This is a genomic window from Streptomyces sp. NPDC030798, from assembly GCF_055572275.1.
In genome coordinates this window covers 90,717-107,286 of the sequence record NZ_JBVIDR010000001.1, presented here as the reverse complement: position 1 = coordinate 107,286, position 16,570 = coordinate 90,717, and the positions used below count along the sequence as shown (strand labels likewise).

The window sequence follows — 16,570 nt, the reverse complement described above, 5'->3', positions numbered from 1 at the left end:
GTGACGCGCTCACCGGACCCGCACGGGAGGAGGCCCACCCATGTCCAGTCCAGCCGCCGGGCGCCGCACGGCCGTCGTCACCGGCGCCGACTCCGGCATCGGCCGCGCCACCGCCGTACGGCTGGCCGAAGCGGGGTTGGACGTCGGCATCACCTGGCACACCGACGACAAGGGCGCCGAGGAGACCGCGGACGAGGTCCGCGCCCATGGCCGGCGCGCGGTCGTGGCCCGGCTGGACCTGACCCGGCTGCCCGCGGCCGCCGACACCGTCGACGAGCTGTGCGCCGAGCTCGGCCGCCTCGACGTGCTGGTGAACAACGCCGGTACCGGCACCATGACGCCCTTCCTCGACCTGGGCTACGAGGACGTGCGCCGGGTCCTCGACGTGGATCTCGCCGGCCCGTTCCTGTGCGGGCAGAAGGCCGCCCGGCACATGATCCGGCAGGGCGACGGCGGCCGGATCGTCAACGTGACCTCCGTGCACGAGCACCAGCCACGGGTCGGCGCTGCGCCGTACTGCGCGGCCAAGGGCGGACTAGGTCTGCTCACCCAGGTGATGGCCCTGGAGCTCGCCGAGCACGGCATCACCGTGAACGCGGTCGCGCCGGGCGAGATCGCCACCCCCATGACCGGCCAGGAGGACATCGACGTGCACAGCGAGCGCCGGCCCGGGGTGCCCCTCGGGCGGCCCGGCGACGCCCGGGAGGTCGCCGCCGTCATCGCGTTCCTGGCGAGCCCGGACGCCTCGTACGTCACCGGCGCCTCCTGGAGCGTCGACGGCGGCATGCTCCGCATGGGCCCGCAGGCCGGCTCCCATCTGACGAGCGACGACTGGCGTCGTCCTTGAGGCCATGCGACTGCGCACCAGCTCCTGTGACGGCCCCGGCTACCGGCGCATCCGCTGCGGCCGGGGCTTCCGCTACGCCGACGTCACCGGCGAGCCCCTCACCGACCCGGAGGCGCTGGCCCGGATCCGGGCCCTGACCATCCCGCCGGCCTGGCGGGACGTGTGGATCTGCCCCTGGCCCAACGGCCATCTCCAGGCCGTGGGGACCGATGACGCCGGACGCCGCCAGTACCTGTACCACGAGCAGTTCCGGGCCCAACAGGACCAGGCCAAGCACGAACACGTGCGGCAGGTGGCGCGGGCCCTGCCCGAACTGCGCGCCAAGGTGGCCCTCGACCTGGCCGGCCGCGGGCTGAGCCGGCCCCGGGTCACCGCCTGCGCGGTCCGCCTGCTCGACCTGGGGTTCTTCCGCATCGGCAGCGACCGCCACACCCGGAACAGCGAGACCTACGGCCTGACGACCATGCTCCGCGAGCACGTGAGCTGCGGCCGCGGCGAGATCGGCTTCTGCTACCCGGCCAAGGGCGGCACCGAGAGGGTGCGCGCCCTGGTGGACGAGCAGGCGCACGCCGTCGCCCGGGCCCTGCTGCGCCGCCCGCGCGGCGGCGAGAGGTTCCTCGCCTACTGGGACCGCGGCGCCTGGCACGACCTGCACAGCGACGACCTGAACGAGGCGCTGCGCCGGCTGTCCGGGACCGATGTCACGGCGAAGGACTTCCGCACCTGGCACGCCACGGTGCTGGCCGCGGTGGCGGTGGCCGTCACCGACGGCACCGCCCGCGCGACCGAGACGGCCAGGCGCCGGCAGATCACCCGTGCCGTCCGCGAGGTCAGCCATTACCTGGGCAACACCCCGGCGGTGTGCCGGTCCTCCTACATCGACCCGAAGGTGTTCGAGCTGTTCGAGCAGGAGGTGACGATCGCCCCCGCGCTCACCCGGCTGGGGGAGCACGGGGACTTCGGCCGCCCGGCCACGCAGGGGGCCGTCGAGGCGGCGGTTCTCGAGCTGCTGGACGGCGCGTGAGGGGAAGCCGTCCGGGCGTCCGGCGTTCTACGCTCTATTGCATGACCGAACAATCAGCTCCACACATCTCGCGTCCGCGGATCCTGGTGCTCGGTGTGTGCCCGGGCCGGCACGGCGAGCCGCCCTTCCGGATCATGGAGATCGACGGTCAGGTGATCGGTGAGGCCAGGACCGTCACCGACGTGCTGGAGGCCGCCGCCTCCTACGGCATCATCATCCACGACATGGACGACCCGGACGTGGTCCGCTGGGTGGGTGGCGACAAGTACACCTGGACGCTGCGCTGAGCCGCGGGCTCAGCCCAGCGTCCACTTCTGGTTGGCACCGCCCGAGCAGGTCCAGATCTGCAGCCGGGTGCCGTTGGCCGCGTTGTTCCCGGTGACGTCGAGGCACTTGTCCGCCTGCGGGTTGACGATGTCGTGCGCCGCCGAGACGGCCCACTTCTGGTTGGCACCGCCCGTGCAGTCCCAGAGCTGGACGGTCGAGCCGTCCGCCGTGCCGTTGCCCGTGACGTCCAGGCACTTGCCGAGCGCCCTGAGCGTGCCGTCCGGACCCACCGTCCAGGACTGGGCCGCGGTGCCGTTGCAGTCGTAGAGCTGGACGGGGGTCCCGTTCGCCGGGTTGGCACCCGCCACGTCGACGCACTTGCCCGCCAGGCCGCGTACGGCCACCCCGGCCGCGCTGTCGCCCGTCGTCACCGAGACCGAGTCGACGACCAGAGTCTGCGGGAACTGCGTGGAGCCGTCCGGGTCGCCCGGCCAGTAGCCGCCGACCGCCAGGTTCAGGATCAGGAAGAACGGCTTGTCGAACACCCAGGTCTTCCCGCCCAGGTCGGCCGGCGTGCGCCGCTCGTAGACGTGCCCGTCCACCGACCAGGTGATCGAGCCCGGCGCCCAGTCGACGGCGAAGGTGTGGAACGCGTCCGCGAAGGCCTGGCCGTCGGCCAGCGAGTAGGCCGCACCGATGCCGCCCGAGCCGGAGTAGCCGGGGCCGTGGATGGTGCCGTGCACGGTGGAGGGCTCGAAGCCGACGTTCTCCATGACGTCGATCTCGCCGGAGTCCGGCCAGTTCACCGGCGTGCCGAGCATCCAGAACGCGGGCCACATGCCCTGCCCGCGCGGGATCTTCATCCGGGCCTCGACATGGCCGTACCGGGCCGTGAACTTCCCGGCCGTGTTCAGGCGGGCGGAGGTGTACTGGCAGCTGCCGTACCAGCACGGGTAGCCCGCCGGGTTCTCCTTCCGGGCGGTGATCACCAGATGGCCCTGGCCGTCCAGGGCCGCGTTCCTCGTGCCCGAGGTGTAGTACTGCCGCTCGTGGTTGTTGACGTTGTCACCCGTCTCCAGCGTCCACTTCGAGGCGTCGACCGGTGCGCCGGCGGGTCCGTCGAAGGTGTCGGAGAAGGCGGTGACGGCCGCCGCCGGGGCGGCGGTTCCCGCCCGGGCCGGTACGGCGGCGGAGCCGACGAGCGCGGCGGACAGGGCGGCGAGGAGGCATCTGCGGAGCAGGCGTGGGGAGGCCATGGTTCTCCGTTCGGCGTGGGGGGCTCGGATGCCTCTTGATTTAAGAAGTGAGATAAGGGGCCGTCAATACTCTGGTCCGGACCTGTTGCTGACGATCACTCAGGCGTGTCCTGGCGCACGCGGCGATGGACGGCCCGCCCCAGCCGACGCCCCAGCACCACCCAGCCGAGCAGTGCCCCGGCCGTGTTGAGGATGACGTCGTCGATGTCGAAGGCCCGCCCGGTGACCAGCGCGCCCTGGGCCAGCTCCACCATCAGCATCACCAGCGCGGTCAGCGCCAGCACCTGCAGCATCCCCCGGGCACGCGGCGCCAGGACCGGCACCAGCGCCCCGAACGGAACGCCGAGCAGCACGTTCCCGCCGATCTGCCGCACCGCGTCCCGCACCTGCGCGTACTCCACGTACGCCCGCAGGGAACTTCCCGGACGCAGATTGCTGTGGGTCAGCGGCACCGACGCGGGGGACGGCTGCAGGGTGAGCCGGGCCAGGACGACGGCGAACGCCACCATGAGCGCGAACGCCACCAGCATCGCCAGCACGCGGAGCGGAAGGGGCAGCGCGTGCCGGGCGGGACGCTCGGCGGGCGGCCGCTTCCGGGGGAGGCGCAGGGCCGCGGGCAGACGCGGGGCGGTACGGGCCATGAAGTCCTCCAGTCGTCAACGTCCCCGTTTCGTCAGGCGGTTACCCGCGTCGCGGCCCGCGATGCCGCCGCCGGGACGGCGCCGGGGGCGCGCCGGCGGTTTCCGTTCACGCTCCCGGGGCACTGTGCAGGCGGACCCGCGTGCCGCCGCCCGTCACGGGCCCGGCGATGCTTGGATGCCCCAAGCGACGCATCGGACGAAAGCCGCACAACTCTGCACAGCGGACCGAGGAGGTGGCGGATGACCCGGAGTACGGCCCCGCGCACGGCCCTCCTCGCCGTGGCCGAACTGCTGGCGTGGTGGGCCGCACTGGTCGTGCTGTGGCTGGTGTTCATCTCGACCGTCTACACCCTGGAGTGGGTCGTCGGCGCAGGCGCGGCCGCCCTCGGCGCGCTGCTGGCCCGGGCCGGTCGCCGGGCGGTGAACTGGCGGTGAACGGCTGGATCGTCGCGGCGACCGCCGTGCTGGCCGGAGGAGGGGCGGCCGCCCTGTGGGCTGCGGCCACCGGCCCGCTGCCGCGCCGGGTCGTCGCCCAGAACCTGACCACCTCCGTGGCGTGTCCGGTCCTCCTGCTGCTCTCCCAGGGCTACGGCCGCACCTCCTACGTCGATCTCGCGCTGCTCATGGCCCTGCTGGGCCCGGTCGGCACCCTCGTCTTCGCCCGGCTGCTCGCCGACGACCTGAACGACGAGCGGCCCGGCGCCTGGGGGCTCACCTGGGCGGCCGCCGGCCTCGGCGCCGGGGTCGTGATCGCGCTGTGCGTGGCCACCGGTCCCAGCCGGGCGATGGTGAAGCTGCTGGTGATCGGCGCCCTGCTGATCGGCGGCAACCTCACCGCCTCCCGTGCGCTGTCCGGCGGGTTCGGGGAGGTGCGCGGTGGCTGAGGCGGGGGGCCCGGGCGCCCCGCCGGTGCCGGGGAGGTTCTCCACGGCCGCCGACGCCCACGGCCGTCGACACACGGGAGGTGCTCCATGGCCGCTGACGCCGTGATCGTCGTCGCCCTGCTGCTGGTGGCCGCCTGTGCCACGGCTGCCGTGGCGGCCCGTGACCCGGCCCGGCAGGCACTCGTGCTGAGCGTGCTCGGTGTCGTCCTGGCCGTGCTGTTCACGGTGCTCCAGGCCCCGGACGTGGGTCTGTCGCAGCTGGCCGTGGGCTCCGCCCTGACCCCGCTGCTGATCATGCTGTCGGTGCGCAAGATCCGGCGGCCCGGGCGGGCCAAGGACGACGAGCGGTGAGCCGGCGCCTCAGACTGTGGCTGCTGGCCCTGGGCGGCGCGGGCCTGGCCGCCCTGCTGGTGTCCGCCTGTCTGCACCTGCCCGCCTTCGGCGGCCGCTCCCACCCCTACGGCGAGCGGGCCGTGCGCGCCGCCCTCGCCCGGCACACCGCCAACACCGTCGCCTCCGTCAACTTCGACCAGCGCGCCTACGACACCTTCGGCGAGATGAGCATCATGTTCGCCGCCGTCCTGGGCTGCGCCGTTCTGCTGCGCCAGGCCCACGACGAGCACCGGGCCCGGCCCGAACCCGCCGAAGTCGGCGCGGCGGTCCGCCGCTACGCGCTGATCGTGCTGCCCGTCGCCCTGGTCACCGGGCTCTACGTCATCGCCCACGGCCAGCTCAGCCCCGGTGGCGGCTTCCAGGGCGGCGTCGTCGCCGCCACCGCCATCCACCTGCTCTACCTCGGCGCCGACTACGCCGCGCTGGAACGCGTCCGCCCGCTCGGCACGTTCGAGGCCACCGACGCGCTCGCCGTCTCGGCGTTCATCGTCCTCGGCCTCGCCGGGGTGCTCGCGGGCACCGCGTTCCTCGCCAACACACTGCTGCCGTACGGGACCTTCAACACGCTCTCCTCCGGCGGCGCCGTGCCCCTGCTGAACGCGGCCATCGGCATGGAGGTGGCGAGCGCCGTCGTCGTACTGCTCGCCGGGTTCCTGGACCAGGCCGTCGAGATCGAGGAGGAGAACGGGAGTTGAGCGCCGTGATGCACGTCCTGCCCTACCTGGTCGCCGCCTATGTGTTCCTGGTCGGGTGCTACGGCATGGCCACCAGCCGCAACCTGGTGCACGCCGTCGGCTGCCTGGCCGTGTGCCAGGTGGCCACCTACGTCCTGCTGCTCGCGGTCGGCTACCGCGACGGTGCCACCGCGCCCGTCTTCTCCGACATCGAGCCCGGCTCCCGGCCGGTGGTCGACCCGGTCGTGCAGGCCCTCACGCTCACCGACATCGTCGTCGGGGCCACCGTCACCGCCCTGCTGCTCGCGCTCGTGCTGCAGATCGCCAAGCGGCACGGCACGGTCGACCCCGACGAGCTGAGAGAGCTGCGCGGCTGATGCACCATCTGCTCCCGCTGCTCGCCGCGGGGCCGCTGCTCGGCGCCGCCGTGCTGGTGGCCACCGGCCGCCGTCTGCCCCGCCTCGCCGCCGAGACCGTCGGCTGCGTCGTCTCCGCCGGCACGGCCGTCCTCGCCCTGGTCCTGCTGCTCAACTCCTCGCCACCGCTGGTGGAATGGGTCGGCGCCTGGCAGCCCAGGAACGGCGAGAGCGTCGGCATCGTAGTGGTGGGGGACGGTCCCGCGCTCGGCATGGCCGCCGCCGTCTCGCTGCTGACGCTGGCGGCCCTGGCCTACTCCTGGCACTACTTCGACGAGCCGCCGCGCGGCCACGCCGGCTCCTTCCCCGCGCTGATGCTGGTCTTCCAGGGCGCCATGTGCGGATTCGCCATCGCCGGCGACCTGTTCAACGCGTTCGTGTTCTTCGAGCTGATGAGCGTCGTCGCCTACGCGCTGACCGGGTACCGGATCGACGAGGCGAAGGCCGTGCAGGGCGCGCTCACCTTCGGCGTGATCAACTCGCTCGGCGCGTACGCCATGCTGATGGGCATCGGCCTGCTGTACGCCCGCACCGGCGAGCTGGCGATGACGAAGATCGGCCGCGGCCTGGACCAGGCGGCCGCGCACGGCGGAGGGCCGGACGCCGTCGTCCTCGCCTCCTTCGTCCTGGTGCTGACCGGGCTGCTGGTGAAGGCCGCCGCCGTCCCGTTCCACTTCTGGCTCCCGGACGCGCACGCCGTCGCTCCCACACCGGTGTGCATGCTGCTGTCCGGGGTGATGGTCGAACTCGGCGCCTACGGCGTCTGGCGGGTCTACGGCACCGTCTTCTCCGGACCCGGCGGCATCCCGGCCGCCGACCTGGAACGGGGTCTGGTCACCCTCGGCGCGGTCACGGCGGCGACCGGTGCCGTCATGTGCTGGTACCAGCGGCACATCAAGCGGCTGCTCGCCTACTCCACCGTCGCGCACACCGGCATGTTCCTCCTCGGGCTCGGCGTGCTCACCCCCGAGGGCGACGACGGGGTCGCGCTGTACATCCTCGGGCACGCCGGGGTGAAGGCCGCGCTGTTCGCCTGCGCGGGCATCCTGCTGTCCCGGTACGGCAGCGTCGACGAGCACGCGCTGCACGGCAGGGCCCGCGAACTGCGCGGAGTCGCGGTCATGTTCGCGATCGGCGCGCTGGGCCTGGCCGGGTTGCCCCCGTTCGGCACCGCGCTCGGCAAGTCCGTCTCGGAGGAGGCGGTCGGCGGTCCGCTCACCGTGGTGTACGTGGCCGCCTCCGCGATCACCGCCGGCGCCGTACTGCGGGTCACCGCCCGCGTGTTCCTGGGCCTCGGGCCGCGCCCCAGGGACGCCGACGACGAGACCGCCGGCTCCGACGAACAACCCGAGACCGGGCAGCGGCTCAGGCGCGTCCCGGACACCATGCGGACCGTGCCCGCCGTGCTGCTGGCCGCCGCCCTCGTGGTCGGCGTGGTGCCCGGCTTCGGAGAACTGGTCGCTCGCTCGGTCAACGAGGCGGGCTCCGGCGGCGCGCACGCGTCCGTGCACTGGACCGCGCACGGTGTCCTGCTGGGCGTGGCCTCCACCCTGCTGGCCGCCGGCCTGGCCGCCCTCGCCGTGACCCGCCCGGACTGGACGGCAGCGCCCGAGTGGGCCTCACCGCTGCGCCGCCTGCAGTCCGGGCACGTCGGGGACTACGTGGCCTGGCTGCTGGTCGGCGTGACGGTCCTCGGGGCGCTCGCCCTGCCGGGCGGGCTGGGCAGCTGATCAGGACCCGTAGGACACCTGCACCTCCGTGAAGCCGAGCGAGTGCAGCAGACCCTGCAGCATCCCGGTGGTGTTGCTCTCGGCCCGCGCGGTCAGTTCGCTCTCCCGCGCGGCCTCGCCGATGTGCTTCACCGCGAGCTTCTGCACCGCCTGCTCGCCGTTGGGGTTGTCCGAGAACAGGTCGCCGAGCCGGTCGAGCAGGCCGCGCTGCTTGGACACGGCGTAGGAGCGGTCGGGGTCCAGCGCCGGCCGGCCCAGCCGGGCGTGCGGCAGCCGCAGCGTGGCCGAGGTGCGGTCGTCGTTGACCGTCACGTCCTTCTCGCCGACCCGGCCGAGGTCGACGTAGGCGTCGACGGTGCCCGCTCCGACGTACAGGGTGCGGGTGCCGCGGATCGCGTCGGGCAGGTACTTGGCGTCCTTCTCCAGGTCCACGACCACCTGGAAGTTGCCGGACGCCGCGTCGTAGCGGGACATGTCCTGAATGGACTTCAGCAGCGCCGGGCCGGAACGGTCGTGCGACTCGGTGCCGAAGAAGTCCTTGATGCCCGGGAGCACGGCCAGCCGGATGCCGGCGAACAGCACCACAAGGACCAGCACGAACGCGGTCACCACCTTGGCCCAGCCGGGCATGCGGGGCAGGCGCCTGACGGGAGTCGTCATGTCGACGGCCCTCCTTCCTGCTGACCGCATTCCCCCTCAAAGCCCCCGTCAGACCGTCGAGTTGACCGGATGGCATCGCCGAGGTCCGCGCCGGGGCGGCTGCAGCCGTGCCCGCCAGTAGCATGATCGGCGGCATCCCATGCTGATCATGCGAGGAGCGGATCGTGCGAGACATCGCCGTCTTCAGTGGCAGTGCCCATCCCGAGCTGGCCGGGGAGGTCTGCGCCCACCTCGGCGTGCCGCTCAGCCCGGTCCGGGTCAGCCGGTTCGCCAACGACTGCCTGGAGGTACAGCTCAGGGACAACTGCCGGGAGCGGGACGTCTTCCTGGTCCAGCCGCTGGTGCGGCCGGTGCAGGAGCACCTGGTGGAGCTGCTGATGATGTGCGACGCGGCGCGGGGCGCCTCGGCGGCCCGGATCACGGTGGTCATGCCGCACTACTCCTACGCCCGCTCCGACAAGAAGGACGCGCCCCGCATCTCGCTCGGCGGGCGGCTGGTCGCCGACCTGCTGGTGGCGGCGGGCGCGAGCCGGGTCCTCGCCATGACCCTGCACGCCCCGCAGGTGCACGGCTTCTTCTCGGTGCCGGTCGACCATCTGCACGCGCTGCGCGAACTGGCCGCCCACTTCCGGCAGTACGACCTCACGTGTACCACCGTCGTCTCCCCGGACCTCGGCAACGCCAAGGAGGCCGCCGCCTTCGCCCGGCTGATCGGCGCCCAGGTGGCGGCCGGCGCCAAGCAGCGGTTCGCCGACGACCGGGTGCGGATCAACTCCGTGATCGGCGACGTCACCGGCCGGGACGTGATCGTCCTGGACGACGAGATCGCCAAGGGCAGCACCGTGCTGGAACTCCTGGACCGGCTGCGGGAGCGGGGCCCGCGGTCGATCCGGGTGGCCTGCACGCACGGGCTGTTCGCGGCCGGCGCGCTCACGCGGCTGAGCGAACAGCCGGACGTACTGGAGATCGTCTGCACCAACACCGTGCCGGTCCCGGCCGGCGAGCGCACCGACAAGCTGCGTGTGCTGTCCATCGCCCCGGCTCTCGCCGAGGCCGTACGCCGCATCCACAACGGCGAATCGGTCAGCGCCCTCTTCGAGGAACCTCGGGGGGCCTAGGCCGGCGCGGTCCGGCAAGCGCTTGTCACAGCGAGCCGGAGGCCGCCTCCGAGTGTTCCAGGGCCGCGGCCGGTGTCGGGTGCGGGGGCAGCAGCCGGGACAGGCCGGTGACGCGGAAGACGCGCAGGGTCAGCGGGTGGGTGCAGACCAGGTGCAGTTGTCCGCCGCGCTCCAGTACCCGGCTGCGGGCCCGGTACAGCAGGCGCAGCCCCGAGCAGTCGAAGAACTCCACGGACCGCAGGTCGATGACGATCCGGGCGCCGGGCCGGCCGGTGACCCGGTCCAGGACCGGAGTGATCTCCGTGGCCGCCGCGATGTCGATCTCCCCGCGGAACTCCAGCACGACGTGCCCGCGCTCCTCGCGCATGCGCAGATGCCGGGTGAGCGGCGGGGGCTCCGGTCGCACGACGGCACCACCTCCCACCCGCACCCGGAAAACCATTTCCTGACCGCCAAGTTACCCTCGATAGAAGGAATTTGAGCATGTTCGATTGACATATGTCTTCGAGTTTCGCGCGTGTCGCTGCCCTTGGCGTTCCGGGTGATACCGGTGATGCGGCTACGACAGCGCGTGCCAGGCCGTGGACAGTGCCCGCCGGAACTGCTCCCGCTGGTGCGCCGTGAGGTCCTCGGTCATGCGTTCCTCCAGCTCCCGCACCGGTCCCGCGAACCGCGCCAGCAGCTCGCGCCCGGCGTCGGTGAGCAGGATCAGCAGCTCCCGCCGGTTGCGCGGATTGCGCTCGCGCCGGATCAGTCCGCGCGCCTCCAGTGAGCGGACCAGATCGGCCATGGACTGGGCCGTGACGAAGGAGTCCCGGGCGAGCTGGGCCGCCGACAGGCCGTCGTGCCGCTCCAGCACCGTGAGTGCCGTGTACTGCAGCGCCGTGATCCCGGCGGGCTTGACCAGCTCGTCGAGCCGGGCGCGCACGACGAGTTCCACCTGCTTGACCATGTACAGCAGTGACGGGCCTGTCCTTGTGCCGACCATGCGCCCACCCTAGACCATTGACAGGAATCCTGTCTGAAACCACACTGCGGACCAACAGGATTCCTGTTTATTGAAAACTTGGCGACCTACGCTGGGGAGTGGGCAATGACGACCACGGCCGACACCGGTCCGGGACAGCTGTTCATCGGCGGACGATGGCGCGAGGCCGCCGACGGCGGCCGCCGGGAGGTGATCGACCCGTCCACCGGACAGCCGGTCACCACCGTTGCCGAGGCGACCGCCGCCGACGTCGACGCCGCGGTGCGCGCCGCCCGGGAGACCTACGACGCGGGGGAGTGGTCCGGCCCGAGCGGCCGGGAGCGCGGCCGCGTCCTGCACCGCGTCGCCCAGCTGATCCGGGAGAACGCCGAGGAACTGGCCGCCCTGGAGAGCCTCGACGTCGGCAAGCCGATCACCCTGTGCCGGGCCGTCGACGTCACCAACGCCGCCAACGACTACGAGTACTACGCCTCCCTCGCCTTCACCCTCGACGGCGCCACCCGCGACACCCCCCTCAACGCCCTCGCCTACACCCGGCGCGAGCCGCTCGGCGTGGTCGCCGCCATCACGCCGTTCAACTTCCCGCTGATCCTGGCCGGTTCCAAGCTCGGCCCCGCCCTCGCGGCCGGCAACACCGTCGTCCACAAGCCCGCCGATGAGACCCCGCTCAGCGCGCTGTACATGGCCCGGCTGCTGACCGAGGCCGGTGTCCCCGAGGGTGTCGTGAACGTCGTCACCGGCTCCGGCCCGGTGGCCGGGGAGGCCCTGCTCGGCCACCCGGGCGTGGACAAGGTCGCCTTCACCGGGTCGACCGCCGTCGGCCGGCACGTCGCGGCCGCCGCCGGCCAGGACCTCAAGCCCGTCACCGTGGAACTCGGCGGCAACGCCGCCCACATCGTCTTCGAGGACGCCGACCTGGAGAAGGCGGTCGGCGCGATCATCAAGGGCTTCGTCTTCAACACCGGCCAGTTCTGCATGGGCGGCCCCCGCCTGCTGGTCGCCCGCCCGGTCTACGCCAGCCTGCTCGGCATCCTCGCCGAGGCCGTCCCCGGCGTCCCGGTCGGCGACCCGCGCGACGCGGCCACCGTCGTCGGCCCGATGGCGGGGGAGCGGCATCTGCGCAAGGTCGAGGAGTACGTCGAACTGGCCCGCAAGGACGGCGGCCGCGTGGTCTGCGGTGGCGAACGCCTCGAGCTGAACGGCGGCTTCTACTATCGGCCCACCGTGCTGGCCGACCTGCCGAACGACTCCCGGGTGATCCAGGAGGAGATCTTCGGACCCGTCCTGACCGTGCAGCCCTTCGACTCCGAGGACGAGGCCGTCGCCCTCGCCAACTCCACCCCGTACGGCCTCGCCTCGGGGGTCCAGACCGGCAACCTCGCCCGCGCCCACCGCATCGCCGCCCGCCTCCAGGCCGGCATCGTCTGGATCAACGACTGGGCGATGCTCGACCCCGCGGTGCCCTTCGGCGGCGTCAAGAACTCCGGCTTCGGCCGCGAGTACGGCCCCGAGGCGCTGGCCGCCTACACCAAGGTCAAGTCCGTCGTCGTCTCGCTCGACTGAGCGCCGTCGCACCCTGCCGGGCCGGCCGCGAGGCTCCCTCGCCCGCCGCCGGCCCGGTCCCGAAGACCACCGGCCCAGGAGCCCCGTGATGCCCATCCCCACCCGCGCCGCCGTCGTCGAGTCCGGCGGGGCGCCCTTCACCCTCAGTGCCGTCGAGCTCGCCGACCCCGGGCCGCACGAGGCGGTCGTCCGGCTGGCCGCGGCCGGTCTGTGCCACACCGACCTCAGCGTCGCGAGCGGCGCCCTGCCCTTCCCGCTGCCGGGCGTGCTCGGGCACGAGGGCGCCGGCGTCGTCGAGGCCGTCGGCTCCCAGGTGACCGGGATCGCCCCCGGCGACCATGTGGTGCTGTCCTTCACCTCCTGCGGGGACTGCGGCAACTGCCGCGGCGGACACCCCGCGTACTGCGCGACCTGGCTGCCGCTCAATCTGATCGGCGGGCGGCGCGCCGACGGCACCGCCACCGTCAGCCGGGACGGCACCCCGCTCGGCGGCCACTTCTTCGGCCAGTCCTCGTTCGCCGAGCGGGCCCTCGTCGACGAGCGCAGCCTGGTCCGGGTCGACCCGGACGTGCCGCTCAGCTCCCTCGCACCGCTCGGCTGCGGCGTCCAGACCGGCGCCGGCGCCGTGTGGAAGGTGCTCGAACCCGGCACCGGCAGCACGGTCGTCGTGCTGGGCGCCGGCGCGGTCGGCCTGAGCGCCGTGATGGCCGCCGCCCTCACCCCGGCCACCACGATCGTCGCCGTCGACCGGGTCGCCGAACGCCTGGAGCTGGCGCGGGAACTGGGCGCCACGCACACCGTCGACGCGGGTGCGGAGAGCCTCGCCGACGCGCTCGCCCGGATCACCGGCGGCCGGGGCGCCGACGGCATCGTGGAGACCACCGGCAACGTCACCGTGCTGCGTCAGGGCGTCGACGCGCTCGCCGCCCGCGGCACCCTGGTCGTCGTGGGCGCCCCGCCGTTCGGCACCGAGGTCGCGCTGGACGTCAACGGGTTGCTGGCCGGCAAGCGGATCACCGGCCTGACCCTCGGCGACAGCGAGACCCGGACCTTCGTCCCGGCCCTGGTCCAGCTGGTCCGGGACGGCCGGCTCCCGCTGCACCGCCTCATCAGCACCTACCCGTTCGAGGAGATCGACCGGGCGGTGCGGGACATGACCACGGGCAAGGCGATCAAGCCCGTGCTCACGTTCTGAGCCCGTCAGTCCACCAGCAGGACCAGCTTGCCCGTCGTGCGGCCGGTGTCGCCCAGCTCGTGCGCCTTGGCGGCATCGGCCAGCGGGAAGGTTCCCGCGATCGTCGCCCTGAGCTGCCCGGACTCCGCCATCCGGGCGACCTGCTCCATCCCGGACCGGTCGGCGTCCACCAGCATCCGCACCGCCCGCACCCCGAGCCGTTCGGCCTCCTCGGGGAAGTCCTCGCCGCCGACCGGCAGGATCGACACCACGACCCCGCCCGGCCGCAGCACCCGCAGCGACCGCACCGAGGTCTCTCCGCCCAGCGTGTCCAGGACCACGTCGACGTCCCGCACCGCCTCGGTGAAGTCGGTGGACCGGTAGTCGACCGGCTCGTCCACGCCGATCTCACGCAGGAAGTCGTGCTTGCCCGCGCTCGCCGTACCGATCACGTACGCCCCGAGCGCCTTGGCGATCTGCACGGCCACGTGCCCGACCCCGCCGGCCGCCGCGTGGATCAGCACCCGCTGCCCGGCCCGGAGTCCGGCGTGCTCGGTCAGCGCCTGCCACGCCGTGAGGGACACGAGCGGCAGGGCGCCCGCCTGGGTGTGGTCGATCGAGGCCGGCTTGTGCGTCAGGGCGCGGGCCGGGACGGTCACGTACTCGGCGTGCGAGCCGTGGCCGTAGGGGTAGGGCACCATGCCGAAGACCTCGTCGCCGGGCCGGAAGGCGGCCACGCCGATCCCGGTCGCGGCGACCTCGCCGGAGACGTCCCAGCCGAGGACGAACGGGGGCTCGCCCAGGAAGCCGCCGGTCGCCCGGTGCTTCCAGTCGGTCGGGTTGACGCCGGCGGCCCGCACCCGGACCAGTACCTCGTTCGCTCGCGGCGCGGGCCGCTCCAGCCGTACTTCCTTCAGGACCTCGGGCCCGCCGAGGACGTCCTGGCTGATGGCACGCATCGTGTTCACATCGCTCATGGTCACCCAGCCTGCCCGGGCCCGCCCGGCCGGGAAATGGCATGAAGGCCAACATCCGATAGGATCGTGCCATGCGTGGCACAGCGGACACCGCCGGCACGGCGGCCCCCGAGCGGGTGGCCGTCCTGGCTCTCGACGGCGTCTACCCCTTCGAACTGGGTATCCCCAGCCGCATCCTCGGCGCGGCCGGCGGTCACTACGAGGTGCTGACCTGCACCGTCGACGGCGGCCCGGTGCGCACCAACGCGGACTTCAGCATCACTGTCGAGCACGGACCGGAGATCCTGGAAACGGCCGACACGGTGATCGTCGCCTCCGTGCCGACCGCCCGGATCCCCGACGTCCTTCCCGACGAGGTCGCCGCGGCCCTCGCCCGCATCCGCCCGGACGCGCGGATCGTCTCCATCTGCACCGCGGCCTTCGTCCTGGCCGAGGCCGGACTCCTCGACGGCCGCCGGGCCACCACGCACTGGCACGTCGTCGACCTGTTCCGCCGCCGGTTCCCGCACGTGGACCTGGACCCCGACGTGCTGTTCGTCGAGGACGGCCGGATCCTCACCTCGGCCGGGGCCGCCGCCGGCGTCGACATCTGCCTGCACCTCGTCCGCAGCGACCACGGCAGCGACCTCGCCAACTTCGTCGCCCGCTGCTGTGTCGTCCCGCCGTTCCGGGAGGGCGGCCAGGCCCAGTACATCGAGCAGCCGGTCCCCGAGAGCGGCGCCGCGAGCACGGCCGGGACCCGCGCATGGGCCCTGGAGCGCCTGGACGAGCCGCTCACCCTGACCGACCTCGCCCAGCACGCCCGGATGAGCCTGCGCACCTTCGCCCGCCGGTTCAACGACGAGGTCGGGCTCAGCCCCGGCCGCTGGCTGATCCAGCAGCGCGTCGCCCGCGCCCGGCACCTGCTGGAGGCCAGCGACCTGCCCGTGGACCGGATCGCCGCCGAGGTCGGCTTCGCGACCGGCGCCTCGCTGCGGCAGCACCTGCACGCCTCGATCGGTGTGTCCCCGCAGACCTACCGGCGCACGTTCCAGCAGGCCCGCTGAACGTTCCGCCCGGCGACGGCGTCGTAGGAGCACGGACAGGACGGCCGGGGCTGAGGAGCGGGGACGTGCGCGGAGGACTTGTGGCGGTGACGGCACTGGCGGCCATGGCGGTGGCAGGGTGCGACGACGGGGTCCGGCCGGACCTGGTGGTGCGCGGCACCCCGCCGGCCTCCCCGTACAGCGGTCCGCTGTACGTTCCCGTGAAGCTCGTGGACGGGAGCGGCCCGCGGGCCCTGCGCCTGGCCTCGGGGGCGGCCGGCCGGGCCCTGGAGTGCGACGGGGAGATCTTCGAAGGCGCCGGGCCCGACGGCTGGAGCGCCTCCGACGGCGGGGGCACGCCCGAGGAGGGGCTGGACCTCTACTTCGACATGTTCCAGCCCCAGGACCCCGACTACGGCTACCGTGCCGAGCGCCGGGAGAAGGACCGGGTGCTGTACTCCTTCGACGTGGGTGGCCGTACGAAGGTCGCGGTCGTCGTGGCCAAGGACCAGAAGGACCGGCCGGGCTGGGGGCCGGAGACGAGTGCCTCCTGCGACCCGGCCGAACTCCCCAAGGGCTTCACCGACTCGCTGGAGTGGGAGATCTGGCAGGACGCCCACGGCAGGCGGGTTCCGGTCGGCAGCATCAGCAGCTCGGTCGGTCCCGAACACTGTGGCTGGCAGTCGACCCACTTCCTCGGCGTGGACGGCCGCACCTACGTCCGCGATCCCGAGGGCGTGCTCGGCCGCGACGATCTGCTCCGGGCTCCGTACCGCGGCGACGTGCCGATACCCGCCGGCGCCCGCGACACCGGCTACCACTACGGCGACTGGCACCTGTGGCTGACCAAGGACCGGGAGACGGCCTACGTGCGCACCGTCGACGGAGTGGAGGCGTGGCCGCTGACCAGGCGCGGCGTCGGCTGCGGCTGAC

Annotated in this window: 20 protein-coding genes; 14 read left to right on the top strand and 6 right to left on the bottom strand. The window is 73.0% G+C overall.

The genetic code is table 11. The annotated features are described in order from the left end of the window. The first annotated feature begins 40 nt into the window (after nucleotides 1-40). Genes ACZ404_RS00480 through ACZ404_RS00470 form a run of 3 tightly spaced genes read left to right on the top strand, consistent with a single transcriptional unit; the run spans nucleotide 41 to nucleotide 2,158 of the window. Complete coding sequence (locus tag ACZ404_RS00480; protein ID WP_468435050.1) at nucleotides 41-847, top strand: SDR family oxidoreductase; 807 nt, start codon at nucleotides 41-43, stop codon at nucleotides 845-847. Nucleotides 848-851: 4 nt separating this feature from the next. Beyond that, a complete protein-coding gene (locus tag ACZ404_RS00475) occupies nucleotides 852-1,871 on the top strand; it encodes a DNA topoisomerase IB (RefSeq protein WP_468435049.1) in 1,020 nt (339 codons plus the stop codon). Between the two features lie 41 nt (nucleotides 1,872-1,912). Continuing rightward, on the top strand, nucleotides 1,913-2,158 hold the full coding sequence (locus ACZ404_RS00470; RefSeq protein ID WP_468435048.1) for a hypothetical protein: 246 nt from the start codon (nucleotides 1,913-1,915) through the stop codon (nucleotides 2,156-2,158). A 9-nt stretch (nucleotides 2,159-2,167) separates the two neighbouring features. Here ACZ404_RS00470 and ACZ404_RS00465 read toward each other — a convergent pair whose 3' ends face one another. Further along, entirely contained in the window at nucleotides 2,168-3,394 is a 1,227-nt protein-coding gene (locus ACZ404_RS00465; protein ID WP_468435047.1) for a ricin-type beta-trefoil lectin domain protein, read from the bottom strand. Between the two features lie 95 nt (nucleotides 3,395-3,489). Beyond that, nucleotides 3,490-4,035, bottom strand: a complete 546-nt coding sequence (locus ACZ404_RS00460; RefSeq protein WP_468435046.1) for a VanZ family protein — start codon at nucleotides 4,033-4,035, stop codon at nucleotides 3,490-3,492. A gap of 240 nt (nucleotides 4,036-4,275) precedes the next feature. Here ACZ404_RS00460 and ACZ404_RS00455 point away from each other — a divergent pair, with 240 nt between their 5' ends. From ACZ404_RS00455 to ACZ404_RS00430, 6 genes are all read left to right on the top strand, one after another. Further along, nucleotides 4,276-4,470 carry a hypothetical protein gene (locus tag ACZ404_RS00455; protein WP_468435045.1) on the top strand — a complete coding sequence of 65 codons (195 nt, stop codon included), beginning with the start codon at nucleotides 4,276-4,278 and terminating at the stop codon, nucleotides 4,468-4,470. After that, nucleotides 4,467-4,919: an MrpF/PhaF family protein gene (locus ACZ404_RS00450; protein ID WP_468435044.1), complete on the top strand. Its 453-nt coding sequence runs from the start codon at nucleotides 4,467-4,469 to the stop codon at nucleotides 4,917-4,919. The genes ACZ404_RS00455 and ACZ404_RS00450 overlap by 4 nt, the downstream gene beginning before the upstream one ends. An 87-nt stretch (nucleotides 4,920-5,006) precedes the next feature. Continuing rightward, on the top strand, nucleotides 5,007-5,270 hold the full coding sequence (locus ACZ404_RS00445) for a Na(+)/H(+) antiporter subunit B (RefSeq protein WP_468435043.1): 264 nt from the start codon (nucleotides 5,007-5,009) through the stop codon (nucleotides 5,268-5,270). Beyond that, nucleotides 5,267-6,007: an MnhB domain-containing protein gene (locus ACZ404_RS00440; protein WP_468435042.1), complete on the top strand. Its 741-nt coding sequence runs from the start codon at nucleotides 5,267-5,269 to the stop codon at nucleotides 6,005-6,007. Before ACZ404_RS00445 ends, ACZ404_RS00440 begins: the two co-directional genes overlap by 4 nt. Nucleotides 6,008-6,015: 8 nt before the next feature. Continuing rightward, a complete protein-coding gene (locus ACZ404_RS00435; protein ID WP_468435806.1) occupies nucleotides 6,016-6,363 on the top strand; it encodes a sodium:proton antiporter in 348 nt (115 codons plus the stop codon). Next, nucleotides 6,363-8,132, top strand: a complete 1,770-nt coding sequence (locus ACZ404_RS00430; RefSeq protein WP_468435041.1) for a complex I subunit 5 family protein — start codon at nucleotides 6,363-6,365, stop codon at nucleotides 8,130-8,132. Before ACZ404_RS00435 ends, ACZ404_RS00430 begins: the two co-directional genes overlap by 1 nt. On the opposite strand, the gene ACZ404_RS00425 is transcribed toward ACZ404_RS00430, so the two are convergent. After that, nucleotides 8,133-8,792, bottom strand: coding sequence for a DUF4230 domain-containing protein (locus tag ACZ404_RS00425; RefSeq protein WP_468435040.1), 660 nt, complete (start codon nucleotides 8,790-8,792; stop codon nucleotides 8,133-8,135). Between the two features lie 164 nt (nucleotides 8,793-8,956). Here ACZ404_RS00425 and ACZ404_RS00420 point away from each other — a divergent pair, with 164 nt between their 5' ends. Further along, a complete protein-coding gene (locus ACZ404_RS00420; RefSeq protein WP_468435039.1) occupies nucleotides 8,957-9,910 on the top strand; it encodes a ribose-phosphate diphosphokinase in 954 nt (317 codons plus the stop codon). Nucleotides 9,911-9,935: 25 nt separating this feature from the next. Here ACZ404_RS00420 and ACZ404_RS00415 read toward each other — a convergent pair whose 3' ends face one another. Together ACZ404_RS00415 and ACZ404_RS00410 are read right to left on the bottom strand one after the other, a co-directional pair. After that, complete coding sequence (locus ACZ404_RS00415; protein ID WP_468435038.1) at nucleotides 9,936-10,352, bottom strand: anti-sigma factor antagonist; 417 nt, start codon at nucleotides 10,350-10,352, stop codon at nucleotides 9,936-9,938. Between the two features lie 117 nt (nucleotides 10,353-10,469). After that, nucleotides 10,470-10,898, bottom strand: coding sequence for a MarR family winged helix-turn-helix transcriptional regulator (locus ACZ404_RS00410; protein WP_468435037.1), 429 nt, complete (start codon nucleotides 10,896-10,898; stop codon nucleotides 10,470-10,472). Between the two features lie 105 nt (nucleotides 10,899-11,003). On the opposite strand from ACZ404_RS00410, the gene ACZ404_RS00405 reads away from it, so the two are divergent. Together ACZ404_RS00405 and ACZ404_RS00400 are read left to right on the top strand one after the other, a co-directional pair. After that, nucleotides 11,004-12,461 (top strand): aldehyde dehydrogenase family protein, encoded by a 1,458-nt coding sequence (locus ACZ404_RS00405; RefSeq protein ID WP_468435036.1) that lies wholly within the window; start codon nucleotides 11,004-11,006, stop codon nucleotides 12,459-12,461. Between the two features lie 88 nt (nucleotides 12,462-12,549). Then, on the top strand, nucleotides 12,550-13,656 hold the full coding sequence (locus ACZ404_RS00400; protein WP_468435035.1) for an NAD(P)-dependent alcohol dehydrogenase: 1,107 nt from the start codon (nucleotides 12,550-12,552) through the stop codon (nucleotides 13,654-13,656). Between the two features lie 5 nt (nucleotides 13,657-13,661). On the opposite strand, the gene ACZ404_RS00395 is transcribed toward ACZ404_RS00400, so the two are convergent. Continuing rightward, complete coding sequence (locus tag ACZ404_RS00395; protein ID WP_468435034.1) at nucleotides 13,662-14,612, bottom strand: NADP-dependent oxidoreductase; 951 nt, start codon at nucleotides 14,610-14,612, stop codon at nucleotides 13,662-13,664. Between the two features lie 71 nt (nucleotides 14,613-14,683). Between ACZ404_RS00395 and ACZ404_RS00390 the strand changes: the two genes are divergently transcribed. Further along, entirely contained in the window at nucleotides 14,684-15,658 is a 975-nt protein-coding gene (locus ACZ404_RS00390) for a GlxA family transcriptional regulator (RefSeq protein ID WP_468435033.1), read from the top strand. A gap of 65 nt (nucleotides 15,659-15,723) precedes the next feature. Next, nucleotides 15,724-16,569 carry a hypothetical protein gene (locus ACZ404_RS00385; protein WP_468435032.1) on the top strand — a complete coding sequence of 282 codons (846 nt, stop codon included), beginning with the start codon at nucleotides 15,724-15,726 and terminating at the stop codon, nucleotides 16,567-16,569. The last annotated feature ends 1 nt before the right edge of the window (nucleotide 16,570 follow it).